A 17,060-nucleotide genomic window follows, 5' to 3' on the forward strand; every position below is an offset into this window, starting at 1 on the left:
AGCGAGTAGCGCCCGTGACAGCAAGCTCGAAGCATCGGCACCCGTCACGCGAACGGGGCGCGGATGCGCAGAACAGCAGTGCTGCCAATGGCGTGGCGCACCGTAGTTCGGATACCCGGGCCGGCCTTCAGCCACTCGCTAACGCGTTTGTGCAGATCGGCCCCACTTCCTTCGTTAACACGCGCAGACGCTCCAGCCGGTCGACCTTGGCGCCGCTGGAGCCCTTCCCGTACTGCGCGGCGATCATTTCGTTCGTGGCTGGCGGCGAACGGCTGCAAGTGGCATGGGCAGTTTGGCGGCCGGCGGTTCCGGCGGGCGATCTGGCTCTATCTTTAAGGCATTCACCCCGTACGTTCATCGAGACTTGGCGTGAGTCTTGCTGCTTTACGGCATGCCGCCAGTCATTGCCTCAAGCCTGGTTACGATGCGTCCGGCCAGCATTCTCATGCGTGAGGATGCGGCGTGCCATTTTTCAACGGGATCCAAGTCCGCATGCCAGATAACCCAAAAGTAGACGACTTCAATAGCTCACCCGCCTTCTGGCGCTCTCAGGAAATGCTCCTGCTGCAGCAGGTCACGGCGCTGGCGGGCAAGAGTCTGGCCGTGGAGCCGGTGTTCAAGGAGATGCTCCACCTGCTTTCCGAGCTGTTGGGCCTGAACCGGGGACGGATCGTCCTGCGCGATGACGATGAACGCGGCGGGACCATTCGCTATGCGTACGGTTTGACCAGGGAGGAGGTGGCGCTTGGTCACTACGCCCTGAATGAAGGGGTGACCGGCAAGGTGCTGGCGCATGGCCAGGTGACGATCGTGCAGGATATCGACAAGGAACCGATCTTCCTCGGCCGCATGGTCGAGCGCAGCAAGCTGCCGGCAGGACCGGTGTCCTTCATCGCCCTGCCTATCCAGATCGGCCAGAAGACCGTCGGCGTGCTGGCCTGCCATCGAATCCGCATGCGAGCCAGGCCATTGGCCGACGATCTGACCATCCTGCGCATCCTGGCGACGCTGGCCGGGCAGATGTTGCATCTGCAGAGTTACATCGAGGAGAAGACCCGCGCGCTGGAACAGCGCAACGACCTGTTGACCAGGGCCCTGCATGCCGATGCGACCCGCTACGGCATCGTCGGGACGTCCCCCGAACTGCTGCGGGCCATTTCCGAGCTGGAGCGGGTTTCCAGTGCCACCGCCAGCGTGCTGCTTCTCGGCGAGTCCGGCAGCGGCAAGGAGCTGTTCGCCCGCGCCCTGCACTTGGCCAGTCCACGTTCCGACAAGCCGTTCATCAAGGTCAATTGCGCCGCCATTCCCGACACCCTGTTCGAGTCCGAACTGTTTGGCTACGAGCGCGGAGCCTTCACGGGGGCCAGTGCGATGCGTGCAGGCTGGTTCGAGCAGGCCGACGGCGGCAGCATTTTCCTCGACGAGATTGGCGAGCTGCCGCTGGGGATGCAGGCCAAGCTGCTGCGCACCCTGCAGGAGGGCACGATTACGCGCCTGGGCGGCAAGCGGGAGATTCCCGTCGACGTTCGCCTGGTGGCGGCGACCAACCGTGACCTGGCCATCGAGGTGGCGCGCGGGCAGTTCCGCCAGGATCTCTACTACCGGCTCAATGTCATCCCCATCCATCTCCCGTCCCTGGCCGAGCGACGTAGCGACATCCCCGCGCTGGCCATGCACTTTCTCAACCGGGTCAACCAGGCCAACCAGCGCAACATCAGCCTGACCGCCGATGCCATCGAGCGCCTGCAGGCGCACCCCTGGCCGGGCAACATCCGCGAGCTGTCCAACGTGATCGAGCGGGTGGTGCTGCTGGCCGACAAGTCGCCCCTGAGTGCCGGCGATCTCGAGCCCTTCCTGAGTATTGGCGAGACGGTGGAGGAGGTGCGGGTACAGCCGGTCAGCAGCCGACCGCAGGCAGAGCCATTTATGCTGTCGCTGCCCGTGCGCCCCTACGCCCCCGCCGGCTCGCACTCCGCGGATGCGTTGCAACAGGCGCTGGTCCAGTGCGGAGGCAACAAGTCGCGTGCCGCGCAACTGCTCGGTCTGACTCCACGCCAGTTCAACTACCGCTGGCAGAAGCTCGGCCTGTAGGCCGAAGCACGACCTTGCCCGCGCTTCTCTCCCACAGGGCAGACCACGGTCTGCCCTGTGCGTTTGATACCACCGCATCGGCCAGATTGGGCGACATTGACATTATTGACAATGTTGCCAATTGGTCGTCCGCCGCCTGATGGTCAGTCGTCGAGAGGGCTGTTCGAATACCTCTCGTCTAATTTCAACTTATTGATTTCATTGTGTTTTATTGGTTTTTCTGCGAATTGGCATACCCCCTGCAAAAGAGCATTCGACACTCGATGGGGCAGCCCGCCTGCTCCCCAGATACCGCTGGAGAATGCCATGACCGCAGCAACCGAGACTTGCCCGACCACCCTGAAGACCTACCTGAAACCGATCGACCGCGAGGGCCTGCTGGCCTTCGCCGAGAAGGGCCGCAACAACCCCGCCAGCCGTGGCACCAACAAGGTCCACACGGTGATGCAGGGGATGTACCGCAGCCTGAGCTACGTGGGCGATCACGAAGCGGTCGTGGTCGATGAGCCGCTGCACCTGTTCGGCGAGGACACCGCGCCGGCACCGGGCGAGATCGTGCTTTCCGGGCTGGGTGGCTGCCTGGCCGTGGGCATCACGGCGGTGGCGACCTGGAAGCAGGTGAAACTGAGCAAGCTGGAAATCTTCCTCGAGGCCGACATCGGCAACCCGGCGGCGTGGGGCGCCGGTGGTGCGCAGATGCAGCCGGAGCAGATGGGCTTCCAGGCGATCCGCGTGAAGGTGCTGGTGGAAGGCGACGCGAGCCGCGAGGAACTGGACGAGATCGTCAGGCACGCCAACTTCTACTCGCCGGTGGCCAACACCCTGCGCAACCCGATTCCGTTCAGCATCGCGCTGGCCGACTGAGCCGCGGAGGACGCCATGAACAGCCTCGCACTTGCAGTACCCTCCGCGGCAGCTGCCTGGACCGACGATGCCCGCGTGCTCGCCGAGGTCGGCCGCGTCGCCCGCGGCCCGCTGGCGCAGATTGTCAATCGCATCGACCATGAGGGCTATTACCCACTCGACATCATGGCTGCACTCGGCGAGGCCGGCGCGCTGGGCGTGCATCTCGACAGTCACGGCAGCCGTTACGGGCTGTCGCTGGCGGCCATGCAGGAGATCAGTCGCACCTGCGGTTCGACCGGCTTCCTCACCTGGTGTCACGACGTCTGCGGCCTGTACATGGAGCAGTCGGGCAACCCGGCGTTGCTGGCCCGGCTGTCCGACCACGCCACCGGGCGGACCTGCGGCGGTACCGCACTGTCCAACCCGATGAAGTCGCTGGCCGGTATCGAGAACATGCTGCTGCGCGCCCACAAGGTGCCGGGCGGCTACAGGGTCAGCGGCTCGCTGCCCTGGGTCAGTCATATCGCCAAGGGGCAGTACTGCGGTGCCATCGCCGCTGTGGAGCGTGACGACGGCAGCCGTTCGCACGAGATCATGTTCCTGCTCGATCTGGACGAGCGCGTCGAGCTCAAGGCCTGTCCGGAGTTCTCCGCCATGGAGGGCACCAGCACCTGGCGCATTCAGCTCGACAACTACTTCGTCGGCGAGGACTGCATGATCGCTGACCCGGCGCGTCCGTTCATCGCCCGCATCCGCGCCGCTTTCGTGCTGCTCCAGGCCGGCATGGCCACCGGCATCGTCCAGGGCAGCCTGGACTCGATGCGCGAGGTGGAGCCGGTGCTCGGCCACGTCAACCGTTTCCTGCACGACCGCCCGGACGAGATCCAGGCCGAGTTCGAGGAGCTGGGGGGGCGGATCATGACGCTGGCGCAAACCCCGTTCGACGGCAGTACCGACTTCCTGCTGGATGTCCTCGACGCACGCACCCAGAGCGCCGAGCTGGCGCTGCGTGCCTCGCAATCCGCGCTGCTGCACCAGGGCGCGCGAGGCTACCTGAAGAGTGCGGCACCGCAGCGGCGTATTCGCGAGGCCCAGTTCGTGGCCATCGTCACCCCGGCGATCAAGCACCTGCGTTGGGAGATGGCGCGCCTGATGAAAGAGGAGATGCCGGCATGAGCGACGCGACCCGAGCCTGGCGGCAGTTCATCTGCCGCGCCTGTGGGCTGATCTATGACGAGGAAATGGGTGATCCGGACAGCGGCCTGGCGCCCGGCACCCGCTTCGAAGACATCCCCGACGACTGGGAGTGCCCGCTGTGCGGGGTGACCAAGCTCGACTTCGAGCCCTTCGTCAGGCGCGAGGCCGCGCCATCCTGTGTGGTGCAGGGCGCACAGCAGGGCAGGGGCGTGGTGGTGGTGGGCGCCGGCCTTGCCGGCTGGGCCACCGTCGAAGCCCTGCGTGCGCTGGACGCCGCGGTGCCGATCACCCTGGTCAGCGCCTGCAAGGGCGACCTCTACCACAAGCCGGAACTGTCGGTGGCCCTGAGTCGCGGCCAGACGCCCGAGTCACTGGTTCGCGAGACGGCGGCCGACGCCGCCCGTCGCCTGGGCGTGCGTCTGTTGACCGACACCTTCGTGGTCGGCCTGACGCCGGCGCAGCACCAGGTACGCACGACCCAAGGCACGCTGACCTACACCCGGCTGGTGCTGGCCCAGGGCGCGCGCCCGGTACTGCCCGCCGAGCTGCCGCCGGCGTTGTGCTGGCGGGTGAACCACCTGAGTGGCTGGAGCGGTCTGCAGGCACAACTGCGCCAGGGGTCGCAGCGGGTCGCCATCGTCGGCGCCGGCATGGTCGGTTGCGAGCTGGCCGAGGACTTCGCCCGCGCCGGGCATCAGGTGACCCTGGTGGATCGCCAGCACCTTCCGCTGGCGGGCCTGCTGCCCGAGCCCGCGGCGCGTCGGCTGCGGCGGAGTCAGCAGCAACTGGGTATCGGCTATCTCGGGGCCGTGCAGGTTGCCGGCGTCAGTGGCCTGGATGACGGCAGCAAGTGCATCGCCACAACGTGCGGGCAGCACCTGGTCGTCGACCAGGTGATCGCTGCCACCGGCCTGGCGACCGATGCCCGTCTGGCGCGGATGGGCGGGCTGGATTTCGACAGGGGCATCCAGGTCGATCCTGGCACCCTGCAGACCAGCGCCGCGGATGTCTACGCGCTGGGTGACTGCGTGAGCCTGGAGGGCACCGCCTGCCGGTTCATCGAACCCATCGCTCACCAGGCCAGGGCGATTGCCCATGCCGTTCTGGGCCTGGCCGGGGAGCGTTACCGGCACAGCCAGCCGGTGATCCGTCTGAAGACCCGCTCCCTGCCGATCGAAATGCATGGCACGCCTTGTGCTGCGGGCCAGTGGCGGGTGGTGCACGAAGACGACAGTTATCTGCTCATGGAACAACAGGTCGATGGGCGTACCGCTTCAACCTTGCGTGTGGGCCAGGCCAAGGCCGCCTGATCGGATGACTCAGAGGAGGGCACAGCGATGACCGACAAGAATTTCTACCGCCCCTATTCGGAGCACAGCAGCCTGTCAGGCTGCACCTGCGGGGCCCACGGCAGCCAGCAGGAACACGACCTGCAAGTCGAGCGGGAGCGTCTGGCCTGCGGGCGTGACAGTGACAGGCTGTCTCGCGACTTCATTGAGGCCGCCGCCGTGCGCGCGCTGTTCCCCCAGGATGCCGCCCGGCGCCGCTTCCTCAAGGCGGTGGGCATGGGCACTGCGATGGCCGCCATCGCCAGCGTGCTGCCGTTGCAGGCGCTGCAGGCAATGGCCGAGGAGCGCGGCCCGCTGGAAAAGAAGGACCTGAAGATCGGCTTCATTCCGATCAACTGCGCTACCCCGCTGATCATGGCCGATCCCATGGGCTTCTATCGGGAACAGGGACTCAGCGTCAGCCTGCAGAAGACCGCCGGCTGGGCCCTGGTGCGCGACAATATGCTCAACGGCGAGCTGGATGCCTCGCACTTCCTGGCCCCCATGCCGCTGGCCATCTCCATGGGCCTGGGGTCCAGCCCGCAACCCATGCGTGTGGCCACCATCCAGAACACTAACGGCCAGGCCATCACCCTGGCGCTCAAGCACAAGGACAATCGCGATCCGCGCAACTGGAAGGGCTTCAAGTTCGCCATTCCCTTCGAGTTCTCGATGCACAATTTCCTGCTGCGCTATTACCTGGCCGAGCACGGCCTCGACCCGGACCGTGACGTGCAACTGCGCGTGACGCCGCCTGCAGAGATGATCGCCAACCTGCGCGCCGGCAACATCGACGGTTTCTTCGGGCCCGAGCCGTTCAATCAGCGTGCCGTGTACGACGGCATCGCCTTCCTGCATGTGTTGTCCAAGGATATCTGGCAGGGGCACCCGTGCTGTTCGTTCGGCACCTCGCAGGCCTTCATCGAGCAGAACCCCAACACATTCGCGGCGCTTTACCGGGCGGTGCTCAACGCGGCCGCCGCCGCCAACGACCCGGCCAATCTGCCGACGATCGCTCAGGCCATCTCCACGCCGAACTATCTCAACCAGCCGGAGATCGTCGTGCGGCAGGTGCTCACCGGCCGTTACGCCGATGGTCTGGGCGAGGTCCGGAACGAGCCCGATCGAGCCAAGTTCGACCCGATGCCCTGGTATTCCATGGCGACCTGGATGCTGATCCAGATGAAGCGCTGGGGCTACGTAAAAGGCGACGTGGACTTCAACGCCCTGGCCGAACAGGTTTTCCTGATGACCGATGCCCGCCGCCACATGGCCGAGCTGGGCATGAACGAGGCGTCCGCCGAACCGGTGAACGGCTACAAGAGCTTCTCGGTGATGGGCCGCCCGTACGATCCGGCCCAGCCGAAGGCCTATCTGGACAGCTTCGCGATCAAGCGCGTGTGAGGAAAGGATCATGAACAAGTCGATACGACTGAAATCCGCCTTGCTGTCGCTGGTGATGCTGCTGGTGCTGCTGATGGTCTGGCAGGTGTCGACCCTGCCCGACAAGCAGGTTGCCGCAAGCGCGATGGATGAGGAGTACGCCCTGCTGATGGGGCAGGCCACGAGCGGCGAGAGCCAGAAGATCAACGGCATGCCTAGCCCGCTGCAGTTCGCCGAACTGGCCTGGGAGCAACTCCGCGATCCCTTCTACGACAACGGACCGAATGACAAGGGCATCGGTATCCAGTTGGTGCACTCGCTGGGGCGCGTAGGCCTCGGCTACCTGATCGCCGCGCTGGTGGCGATCCCGCTGGGTTTCGTGATCGGCATGTCGCCACTGCTCTACAAGGCGTTCGATCCGTTCATCCAGGTGCTCAAGCCGATCTCGCCTCTGGCCTGGATGCCGATCGCGTTGTACACCATCAAGGACTCCACCACCTCGGCGATCTTCGTGATCTTCATCTGCTCGGTCTGGCCGATGCTGATCAACACCGCCTTCGGCGTCGCAGGGGTCCGCAAGGACTGGCTCAACGTCGCCCGCACCCTCGAGGTCGGCCCGCTGCGCAAGGCCTTCCAGGTGGTTCTGCCCGCGGCCGCGCCGACCATCATCACCGGCATGCGCATCTCCATGGGTATCGCCTGGCTGGTGATCGTCGCCGCGGAAATGCTGATCGGCGGTACCGGCATCGGCTACTTCGTGTGGAACGAATGGAACAACCTGTCCCTGGGCAACGTGATCTTCGCCGTGCTGATGATCGGCGTGATCGGCATGCTCCTCGATCTCCTCTTCGCCAGCCTGCAAAAGAAGGTGACCTATGTCGAATGAAGCTCACAAGCACGGTGTCCCCTTCATCAAGGTGGAAGGCTTGACCAAGCGTTATCGCGACGATCAGCCGCCGGTGTTCGAGAACATCAACTTCAGCATCCAGCAGGGCGAGTTCATCTGCATCATCGGCCACTCGGGCTGCGGCAAGAGCACCATCCTCAACGTCATCGCCGGCCTGGAAGAGGCCAGCAGCGGCGGGGTGGTGATGGCGGGCAAGGAAATCTCCGGTCCCAGCCTGGACCGTGGCGTGGTGTTCCAGAGCCATGCGCTGCTGCCCTGGCTGAGCGTCGAGCAGAACATCGCCTTCGCCGTGCGTTCGCGCTATCCGGCCTGGTCGCGCAAGCAGGTGGCCGAGCATGGTGCCCGCTTCCTCGACATGGTCGGCCTCAAGGTCGCGGCGCAGAAGAAGCCCAGCGAGCTGTCCGGAGGCATGAAGCAGCGCGTCGGCATTGCCCGCGCCTTCGCGGTGGAGCCGAAGATGCTGCTGATGGACGAGCCGTTCGGCGCGCTGGACGCGCTGACTCGCGGCGTGATCCAGGATGAACTGCTGAAGATCTGTTCGGCGACCCGGCAGACGGTGTTCATGATCACCCATGACGTCGACGAGGCAATCCTGCTGGCTGACAAGGTCATGCTGATGAGCAATGGACCGCGCGCCCGGGTGGCCGAGATCGTGATCAACACCCTGCCGCGCGAGCGGACCCGCGAAACCCTGCACCACGATCCGCAGTACTACCGTATCCGCAACCACCTGGTGGACTTTCTGGTGCGCCGCTCCAGGGCCATCCAGCAGGGGGAGACGGATGCGGAGTCCGGCGGTGAGCCGCTGATCGTCAGGCCCGGACTGGAAGGCGACGAGCCGCCGCCGGGGCCGGATCAACCGCAGACCTCCACGATGCGCATCGTCGCCTGATCGACCCGCCGGTAACGCCCTTTCCCGCTTCGCCGACCCGCTAACGGCCGCCAGCACGCCAGTACTGGCGGCACGGGGAAGGTGCGCCCTGAAAACATGCCAGGAAAGCCCCCATGCGAGCCAACCCTCTGCTGCTTTGCCCCCTGCTGTTCGCCGCGACTGCGCCAGTCGTGGCCCAGGCCGAAGAACACCTTGCCAACCTGTTCACCCAGGGCAAGCCGCTGCTCGATCTGCGCTATCGCTACGAGCGCGTCGATCAGGACAACGCCGGCGAGCATGCCGACGCCCAGACCCTGCGCACCCGCGCCGGCTTCCAGAGCGGCAGCTGGTACGGTTTTTCCGGACTGTTCGAGGTCGACAACGTCAGTCACATCGGCGAGGAGCGTTTCAACGATACCCGCAATGGTCGCGTTCAGTACCCGCTGGTTGGCGACCCTGACGGTACGGAAATCAATCAGGCGCTGCTGCGCTACGAGCATGGGCGGGGTAGCGCGGTGGTCGGCCGCCAGCGCATCGAGCTGGACAACCAGCGCTTCGTCGGTAGCGTCGCCTGGCGGCAGAACGAGCAGACCTACGACGGTGCGCTTGCCCAGTGGCGGCCGCTCGACGGGCTGACCCTGACCTACGCCTACCTGGACAACGTCAACACCCCGTTCGGTCCCGACGGACAGCATGGCTATCCGACCAACCCGGCGAACATCGAGGGGCACAGCCAACTGTTCAACCTCGCCTATGCCTGGCGTGCGGAACTGAAGGTCAGCGCCTACAGCTACCTGCTCGGCCTCGACAACCTGGCGCTGGCGCCGGCCGCGGCACCGGGCAGCCAGTCCAGCCGCACCAGCGGCCTGCGCCTCACCGGCGTGCGCAATGGTTTCAGCTATGCGCTGGAATATGCCCGCCAGCGTGATTACGCCGGCAACCCGCTGGCGCTGAACAGCCACTATGTCCTCGGCGAACTGGGTTACCAGTACGGCGGTTACCTGGCCAAGGTCGGCTACGAGGTGCTTGGCGGGGAGAATGGGCCGGGCAACCGCGCCTTCCAGACCCCGCTGGCGACCAAGCACCTGTTCCAGGGCTGGGCTGACCAGTTCCTCATCACCCCGGCCGATGGCATCCGCGACCGCTACGTCGGTGGCAGCCTGCCCCTGCTGGGGGGCAGCCTGCAGGTCTGGTACCACGACTTCCGCGCCGACCAGGGCGGCGCCCACTACGGCAAGGAGCTGGACCTGGCCTACAGCCGCCCGATCCCCCAGATCAAGAACCTGTCGGCCATGGCCAAGTACGCCCGCTACGACGCCGACCAGTTCGGCGTGGATACCGACAAGTTCTGGCTGCAGCTTCAGTACCGCTACTGAACGGCAATGGGCGCCCGCCGGGCGCAGGAGGACGCATGCTGCTGGAAATGCTCTACGGACTGGGCGTGGGCGTTGCACTGGGCCTGACCGGAGGCGGAGGGGTGTTGGCGGTGCCGGCCCTCATGCTCGGGCTGGGTTACAGCTTGCCCGAGGCCACGCCGGTGGCACTGATTGCGGTCGGCGCCGCGGCGATGCTCGGCTGCCTGGACGGCTTGCGCCGTGGGTTGGTGCGCTACAAAGCGGCGCTGCTGATGGCGCTGGGCGGCGCCATCTGCGCCCCGCTGGGACTGCAGCTGGCGCGGACCCTGCCCGTCACGGCGCTGATGCTGCTGTTCTGCGCCGTGCTGCTACTGATCGCCGCCCGCATGGCTGGCCAGGCGCTGAGCGCACAGGCGCCGGGGGCGCTGCCTGAGACGCTGGGCAGGAACTGCATGATCAATGTCGCTACCGGGCGCTTTCGCTGGAACGCGCGCTGCTTCATCAGCTTGTCCGCCATCGGCGGGTTGTCGGGGCTGTGCAGTGGCCTGCTCGGCGTCGGCGGTGGATTTCTGATCGTTCCTGGCGTGCGCCAGTTCAGCAACCTCGGCATGCACGGCATTGTCGCTACCTCACTGATGGTGATCGCGCTGATCTCGGCCACGACCGTGACCGGCTTCCTGTGGACGGGGGGCACGCTGCCCTCCGCAGCCTGGGTGTTCATCGCCGCCGCGGGTGGCGGAATGCTCGGCGGTCGCCTGCTGTCGCCACGGGTGCCAGCCCGCCACCTGCAGCTGGGTTTTGCCCTGTTGGCCGGCCTGGCCGCGCTGTTGCTGCTGAGCAAGGCCCTCGTACCCCTTCTGCCGTTTCTCTGATCACCGGAGCCTCCATGCCGCCTCATGTGGAAAGCTTTTTCGACGAACCGACCTCGACCTTCAGTCATGTGGTGCACGGTGGGCCGGGCACGCCCTGCGCCATCATCGATTCGGTGCTCGGCTATGACCCGAAGTCCGGGCGCACCGACACCCGCGCTGCCGATGCCATCCTCGACTACGTGCTCCAGCAAGGCCTCAGTGTGCAGTGGCTGCTGGAAACCCACGCGCATGCCGACCACCTTTCCGGCGCGGCCTACCTGCGCGAACGCCTGGGCGGGCGGATCGGCGCCAGCGAGGCCATCCGCCAGGTGCAGCAGGTCTTCCGGGGGATCTACAACCTGCCCGCCGACTATTGCGCGGCCCACGGCCAGTTCGATCACCTGTTCCAGGCTGACGAGGCGTTCGCCATCGGCGAACTGCGCGCCCGAGCCCTGCACGTCCCTGGCCATACGCCGGCGGACCTGGCGTTCCAGGTGGAGGAGGTGCTGGTGTTCGTCGGCGACACCCTGTTCCCGCCGGATGTCGGCACCGCCCGCTGCGACTTCCCAGGCGGCTCCGCCAGCCAGCTCTACAACTCGGCTCGTCGCCTGCTCGCGCTGCCGGGGGAAACCCGCCTTTTCATGTGCCACGACTACCCTCCGCCCGGACGCCAGCCGATCGCCGAGTGCACGGTGGCCGAACAGCGCGCCACGAACCTCCACGTGCGTGATGGCGTGGGCGAGGGCGACTTCGTCGCCATGCGCCGCCAGCGCGATGCCCAGCTCGACATGCCCAACCTGCTGTTGCCGTCGATCCAGGTGAACATCCGCGCCGGTGTACTGCCGGAGCCGGAGGGCAATGGGGTGCGGTATATGAAGATGCCGATTGATGGCCTCTGAAGCGCGCGTACCGGCCTGGGCGCGTTAGCCGCCCCTGGTCCGTCCATCGGCAAGTGGCGCCCTCGCCGCAGCCTTCCTCCCTGAACAGGCCACAGTGCCTGTCGGTTCCCGTTTCAGCCCTTGCACCCCTGACGCCCGCATCCGTCGAGTGACTCCCCGGCGTTCCGGCACTTTTGCCAACGTCCGAGGCGGCCATTCACGGTGCGGCATAGGTCCAGTCTTCACCGGACATTGTCGACATTGTCTTCAATGTCCGGTGCTGGCCCAGGGCGCCGCTTGCTGGGCAATGGGCTGCGTATGGCCTTTGAAAATTGTAAGAGACTGATTGTAAAGGATTAATTTTCGTGTCGTGGCGGGTTGGTGTGGGTTGGCACACTCGCTGCAAAAGAGCATACGAGTCCAAACGAGCCGTCACTGCTCGATCAACACCCGATGGAGAATGCCATGTCTGCTGCAACCGAGACTTGCCCGACCACCCTGAAGACCTACCTGAAACCGATCGACCGCGAGGGCCTGCTGGCCTTCGCCGAGAAGGGCCGCAACAACCCCGCCAGCCGTGGCACCAACAAGGTCCACACGGTGATGCAGGGGATGTACCGCAGCCTGAGCTACGTGGGCGATCACGAAGCGGTCGTGGTCGATGAGCCGCTGCACCTGTTCGGCGAGGACACCGCGCCGGCACCGGGCGAGATCGTGCTTTCCGGGCTGGGTGGCTGCCTGGCCGTGGGCATCACGGCGGTGGCGACCTGGAAGCAGGTGAAACTGAGCAAGCTGGAAATCTTCCTCGAGGCCGACATCGGCAACCCGGCGGCGTGGGGCGCCGGTGGTGCGCAGATGCAGCCGGAGCAGATGGGCTTCCAGGCGATCCGCGTGAAGGTGCTGGTGGAAGGCGACGCGAGCCGCGAGGAACTGGACGAGATCGTCAGGCACGCCAACTTCTACTCGCCGGTGGCCAACACCCTGCGCAACCCGATTCCGTTCAGCATCGCCCTGGCTGACTGAGCCGGCCTGCTGCCTTGCCAATCACTTCTGCTGGCAGCTGTCATCCCGCGCTGTCCGCATGCCTAACCGAATGAGGAACGCATCATGATTTCCAGCCGTGAAGACGTGACCAAAATGATCCTGGCCGCCAAGGTCAGCAAAGGCCTGAAATGGGGGCATGTCGCCGAAACCATCGGCCTGTCCAAGGAGTGGACCACCGCCGGCTGCCTGGGTCAGATGACCTTCGACAAGGCCCAGGCGGAAACCCTCGGCAAGCTGTTCGATCTGCCTGATGAGGCGGTGGCCTGGCTGCAGATCGTGCCGTACAAGGGCTCGCTGCCGAGCGCCGTGCCCTCCGATCCGCTGATCTATCGCTGGTACGAGATCGTCAGTGTCTACGGCACCACCATCAAGGAGCTGATCCACGAGGAGTTCGGTGACGGCATCATGAGCGCCATCGACTTCTCGATGGACATCCAGCGTCAGGCCGACCCCAAGGGGGACCGCGTCAACGTGGTGCTGTCCGGCAAGTTCCTGCCCTACAAGAGCTACTGATTCAGGCGCCAGCCTCCACTCCCGGCCAGCTGCGGCTGGCCGGCCCCGATCAGACGAGGATGGAATCATGGACAATCAGCTCCTTTTCAGGCCCGAAGAAGTCGCAGCCCTCATTCAGGCCGGCCAGGCCATAGTGGTCGACATCCGTGACCGCGAGAGCTACCAGGCCGGACACATCAGTGGCGCAGTCAATGCGCCGGACGTTTTCTCCTACCTGGCGGAAACCAGCCCCGAGGGTCTGCAAGCCTTGCAGGCGCAGTTCGCCGAGGTGTTCGGCAAGGTCGGGCTCGATGGCCAGAAGGTGGCCATCGTCTACGAGGATGCACTGAATACCCGCTACGGCGGCTCCTGCCGAGGTCTCTGGCTGCTGCAGTACCTGGGGTATCCAAAGGTCGGCATTCTCGATGGCGGCCTGCGGGCCTGGCAGGCGTTCGGCGGCACGGTCGACACCGCCGCGGTCACGCCGGACTCGGTCAGCTTCCCGCTGCGACCGCGTGCCGAGCTGCTGGTGACCAAGGAGCAGATGCTCGCGGCTCTGGCCGATCCCGCGATCAAGTTGCTCGACAACCGCGACAAGGATGAGTGGCTGGCCGAGAGTTCGTCTCCTTACGGCAAGGATTTCGCGCCGCGCAAGGGCCGCATCCCCGGTGCGGTTTGGCTGGAGTGGTACGAGCTGATGGACACCAGCCAGCCGATCGCGGCGTTCAAGTCCGCCGAGCAGGTCCGTGCCCTGGCGACCGAGCGGGGGCTGAGGCCCGACGATGACATCATCATCTACTGCTTCAAGGGCGCGCGGGCAGCCAACACCTTCGTCGCCATGCAACTGGCGGGGTTCACCCGCTTGCGCATCTACCTCGGTTCCTGGAACGAGTGGTCGCGGGACGAAAGCCTGCCCATCGAAAGCGGCCTTCCGAAGGGTGCGGTGCGCATGTTGCCCCTGGCAGGCTGAGGTCGGCGCGGGGGCTCCGGCACGCTGACCAACTGCCTGGCCGGACGTTGCTCGGATCGCTTCGGACGCCAGCCGCTTCCGGGGCGTCCGGGCCTCGCCCCTGGGGCGCAAGCGCTGCTGTGAAACCCTCGCCCGCAGCCGTTATCGGCGCCCCGCCGGGAAATCGAGCGCCCCGGCGGCTTTTTCGACCCGGTGGCCGGTCCGGGTCGAAAAGCAGGCTTGCTTCCTGTACCATGCCGTCCGCAATTCACCCCGAGACTCCCCGAAGTCCCATGAGCGTGTCCCTTCGAATGACTTGGCTGCCCACTCCGCCATAGCGTTTCGCCCCCCGCGTTACCCGTGACTGCTTGCCTTGTCCAGCGGTCGCGCGCCGCTGCCTGTCCGCTTCCCTTGCCGGCCCGGCTGCCTCCTGAACCCAAACAATCCGAAATCCGTACTCGCCTGCTCGCTGCTGCCCGGTGTGCCGGTCGATGCCTTTGCTTTGGACGTCACGATGCTTCAGACAATCAAACAGAACTGGTTTTCCAATATCCGTGGCGATGTGCTCGCCGGACTGGTGGTGGCACTCGCCCTGATACCGGAGGCGATCGCCTTTTCGATCATCGCCGGGGTCGATCCCAAGGTGGGGCTGTACGCGTCCTTCTGCATCGCGGTGGTGATCGCGTTCGTGGGCGGACGTCCGGGAATGATTTCCGCCGCCACCGGGGCCATGGCCCTGCTGATGCTCACCCTGGTGAAGAATCACGGGCTCGAGTACCTGCTGGCGGCGACGTTGCTGTGCGGCGTGTTCCAGATCGTCGCCGGCTACCTCAAGCTCGGTTCGCTGATGCGCTTCGTCTCGCGGTCGGTGGTGACCGGATTCGTCAATGCGCTGGCGATCCTGATCTTCATGGCCCAGCTACCGGAACTGACCAACGTCACCTGGCACGTCTATGCGATGACCGCGGCGGGTCTCGGGATCATTTACCTGTTCCCCTACGTGCCGAAACTGGGCAAGGTCATTCCCTCGCCGCTGGTGTGCATTCTGCTGCTGACCGCCATCTCCATCTATCTGGGGCTGGATATCCGTACCGTGGGCGACATGGGGCAGTTGCCGGACACGTTGCCGGTGTTCCTCTGGCCCGACGTTCCGCTGACCTTCGAGACGCTGGCCATCATCTTCCCTTACTCGGCCGCCCTGGCGGTCGTGGGGCTGCTGGAGTCGATGATGACGGCCACCATCGTCGACGACCTGACGGATACGACCAGCGACAAGAACCGCGAGTGCAAGGGCCAGGGGGTTGCCAACATCGCCGCGGGCCTGATGGGGGGCATGGCCGGTTGCGCCATGATCGGCCAGTCGGTGATCAACGTGAAATCGGGCGGACGTACCCGTCTGTCCTGCCTGGTCGCCGGTGTGGTGTTGCTGTTGATGGTGGTGTTCCTCAGCGACTGGGTGCGCCAGATTCCGATGGCGGCCCTGGTCGCCGTGATGATCATGGTGTCCATCGGTACGTTCAGCTGGGACTCCGTGCGCAACCTGGGCAAATTCCCCCTGTCGACCAATATCGTGATGGTGGCGACAGTCGTGGTCGTCGTCTTCACCCATAACCTGGCCTACGGCGTGCTGGTCGGCGTGTTGCTGGCCGCCCTGTTCTTCGCCAACAAGGTGGGGCATTACCTGGATATCGGTTCCGAACTCGATGGCGCGGGTGAGCACCGCACGTACAAGGTCGTCGGGCAGGTGTTCTTCAGCTCGGCGGAGAAATTCGCGGCCGCGTTCGATTTCAAGGAAGCACTGAGCAAAGTCACCATCGACCTCAGCCGCGCCCACTTCTGGGACATCACCGCGGTCGCCGCGCTGGACAAGGTGGTGATCAAGCTGCGCCGCGAGGGCGTGGATGTCGAGGTGCTGGGGCTCAACCAGGCCAGTGCCACCATCGTTGACCGCTTCGGTGTGCACGACAAACCGGATTCCATTGACTCGCTCATGGGCCACTGAAAGGGAGAACGACCATGACCCACGTAATCGCTTGCATCGACGGTTCCACGTCCTCTCCGGCGCTGTGTGACTACGCCGCCTGGGCGAGCCTGCGTCTCGGCGCACCGCTGACGTTCCTGCACGTCCTGGATCAGCGGCAGTATCCGACCCGGACGGATCTCAGCGGCAACATCGGGCTGGGCAGCCGCGAACACCTCCTGGAGGAGCTGGCCGCACTCGATCAGCAACGCAGCAAGCTGGCCCTGGAGGAGGGGCGCATCATGCTCGCGGCGGCCAAGGAGCGCGCCCTGGCCGACGGTGTTGCGAATCCCGAGTCGAGGCAGCGTCATGGCGACCTGCTGGACAGCCTGCGGGAGCTGGAAGGGCAGACCCGCCTGCTGGTGATAGGTAAGGGCGGGGAAGCCCATGGCGGTTCAGGGCGCCACGTTGGCAGCCATGTGGAAACGGTGGTTCGCACCCTGCACCGACCCATTCTGGTGACCCCGACGACCTTCAAGGCGCCAGAGAGCCTGATGCTGGCCTTCGACGGCAGCGCGACCACCCGCAAGGGCGTCGACATGCTGGCTGCCAGCCCGCTGTTCAAAGGGCTGCCCATCCACCTCGTGACAATCGGTTCGGACACCGCCGACACGCGTGCGCAACTGGATTCGGCCCGTACGGTTCTGCAGGCCGCCGGATTCGCTGTGAGCACGGCGGTCCGCGCTGGCGAGGTGGAGCCTTCTCTGCATGCCTACCAGGCCGAACACGCTATCGACCTGGTGGTGATGGGGGCTTACGGTCACTCGCGCATTCGCCAGTTCCTGGTGGGCAGCACCACGGCGAACATGCTGGCGACCAGCGTCACCCCCCTGTTGCTGTTGCGTTGA

The 17,060-nt window shown here is 65.4% G+C and carries 15 protein-coding genes; all 15 read left to right on the forward strand.

Translation table 11 applies throughout. From position 1 onward, the window contains the following. The first annotated feature begins 492 nt into the window (after positions 1 to 492). The 15 genes from PJW05_RS08315 to PJW05_RS08385 all read left to right on the forward strand — a co-directional run bounded on the left by PJW05_RS08315 (position 493) and on the right by PJW05_RS08385 (position 17,060). Entirely contained in the window at positions 493 to 2,091 is a 1,599-nt protein-coding gene (locus PJW05_RS08315; protein ID WP_271411236.1) for a sigma-54 interaction domain-containing protein, read from the forward strand. A 306-nt stretch (positions 2,092 to 2,397) separates the two neighbouring features. After that, positions 2,398 to 2,955: an OsmC family protein gene (locus tag PJW05_RS08320; RefSeq protein WP_271411237.1), complete on the forward strand. Its 558-nt coding sequence runs from the start codon at positions 2,398 to 2,400 to the stop codon at positions 2,953 to 2,955. Between the two features lie 15 nt (positions 2,956 to 2,970). Then, the gene (locus PJW05_RS08325) at positions 2,971 to 4,113 is read left to right on the forward strand and encodes an acyl-CoA dehydrogenase family protein (RefSeq protein WP_271411238.1); all 1,143 of its coding nucleotides are present in this window, start codon (positions 2,971 to 2,973) and stop codon (positions 4,111 to 4,113) included. Then, complete coding sequence (locus PJW05_RS08330; protein WP_271411239.1) at positions 4,110 to 5,444, forward strand: FAD-dependent oxidoreductase; 1,335 nt, start codon at positions 4,110 to 4,112, stop codon at positions 5,442 to 5,444. The genes PJW05_RS08325 and PJW05_RS08330 overlap by 4 nt, the downstream gene beginning before the upstream one ends. Before the next feature lie 27 nt (positions 5,445 to 5,471). Further along, on the forward strand, positions 5,472 to 6,866 hold the full coding sequence (locus tag PJW05_RS08335) for an ABC transporter substrate-binding protein (protein WP_271411240.1): 1,395 nt from the start codon (positions 5,472 to 5,474) through the stop codon (positions 6,864 to 6,866). 10 nt (positions 6,867 to 6,876) lie between these two features. After that, the gene (gene ntrB / locus PJW05_RS08340; RefSeq protein ID WP_271411241.1) at positions 6,877 to 7,731 is read left to right on the forward strand and encodes a nitrate ABC transporter permease; all 855 of its coding nucleotides are present in this window, start codon (positions 6,877 to 6,879) and stop codon (positions 7,729 to 7,731) included. Then, positions 7,721 to 8,644 carry an ABC transporter ATP-binding protein gene (locus tag PJW05_RS08345; RefSeq protein WP_271411242.1) on the forward strand — a complete coding sequence of 308 codons (924 nt, stop codon included), beginning with the start codon at positions 7,721 to 7,723 and terminating at the stop codon, positions 8,642 to 8,644. The genes ntrB and PJW05_RS08345 overlap by 11 nt, the downstream gene beginning before the upstream one ends. Before the next feature lie 113 nt (positions 8,645 to 8,757). Beyond that, positions 8,758 to 9,999, forward strand: a complete 1,242-nt coding sequence (locus tag PJW05_RS08350; protein ID WP_271411243.1) for an alginate export family protein — start codon at positions 8,758 to 8,760, stop codon at positions 9,997 to 9,999. A 35-nt stretch (positions 10,000 to 10,034) separates the two neighbouring features. Continuing rightward, positions 10,035 to 10,850, forward strand: a complete 816-nt coding sequence (locus PJW05_RS08355) for a sulfite exporter TauE/SafE family protein (protein ID WP_271411244.1) — start codon at positions 10,035 to 10,037, stop codon at positions 10,848 to 10,850. Positions 10,851 to 10,864: 14 nt separating this feature from the next. After that, positions 10,865 to 11,728, forward strand: a complete 864-nt coding sequence (locus tag PJW05_RS08360; protein ID WP_271411245.1) for an MBL fold metallo-hydrolase — start codon at positions 10,865 to 10,867, stop codon at positions 11,726 to 11,728. Between the two features lie 444 nt (positions 11,729 to 12,172). Beyond that, the gene (locus PJW05_RS08365; protein WP_271411246.1) at positions 12,173 to 12,730 is read left to right on the forward strand and encodes an OsmC family protein; all 558 of its coding nucleotides are present in this window, start codon (positions 12,173 to 12,175) and stop codon (positions 12,728 to 12,730) included. Between the two features lie 84 nt (positions 12,731 to 12,814). Continuing rightward, positions 12,815 to 13,264, forward strand: a complete 450-nt coding sequence (gene cynS, locus PJW05_RS08370) for a cyanase (protein WP_271411247.1) — start codon at positions 12,815 to 12,817, stop codon at positions 13,262 to 13,264. 67 nt (positions 13,265 to 13,331) lie between these two features. After that, positions 13,332 to 14,213, forward strand: coding sequence for a sulfurtransferase (locus PJW05_RS08375; RefSeq protein ID WP_271411248.1), 882 nt, complete (start codon positions 13,332 to 13,334; stop codon positions 14,211 to 14,213). 493 nt (positions 14,214 to 14,706) lie between these two features. Beyond that, positions 14,707 to 16,194: a SulP family inorganic anion transporter gene (locus tag PJW05_RS08380; RefSeq protein ID WP_271411249.1), complete on the forward strand. Its 1,488-nt coding sequence runs from the start codon at positions 14,707 to 14,709 to the stop codon at positions 16,192 to 16,194. A 14-nt stretch (positions 16,195 to 16,208) separates the two neighbouring features. Then, complete coding sequence (locus tag PJW05_RS08385) at positions 16,209 to 17,060, forward strand: universal stress protein (protein WP_271411250.1); 852 nt, start codon at positions 16,209 to 16,211, stop codon at positions 17,058 to 17,060.

It is taken from the genome of Pseudomonas sp. Q1-7, assembly GCF_028010285.1.
Lineage (GTDB): Bacteria > Pseudomonadota > Gammaproteobacteria > Pseudomonadales > Pseudomonadaceae > Metapseudomonas.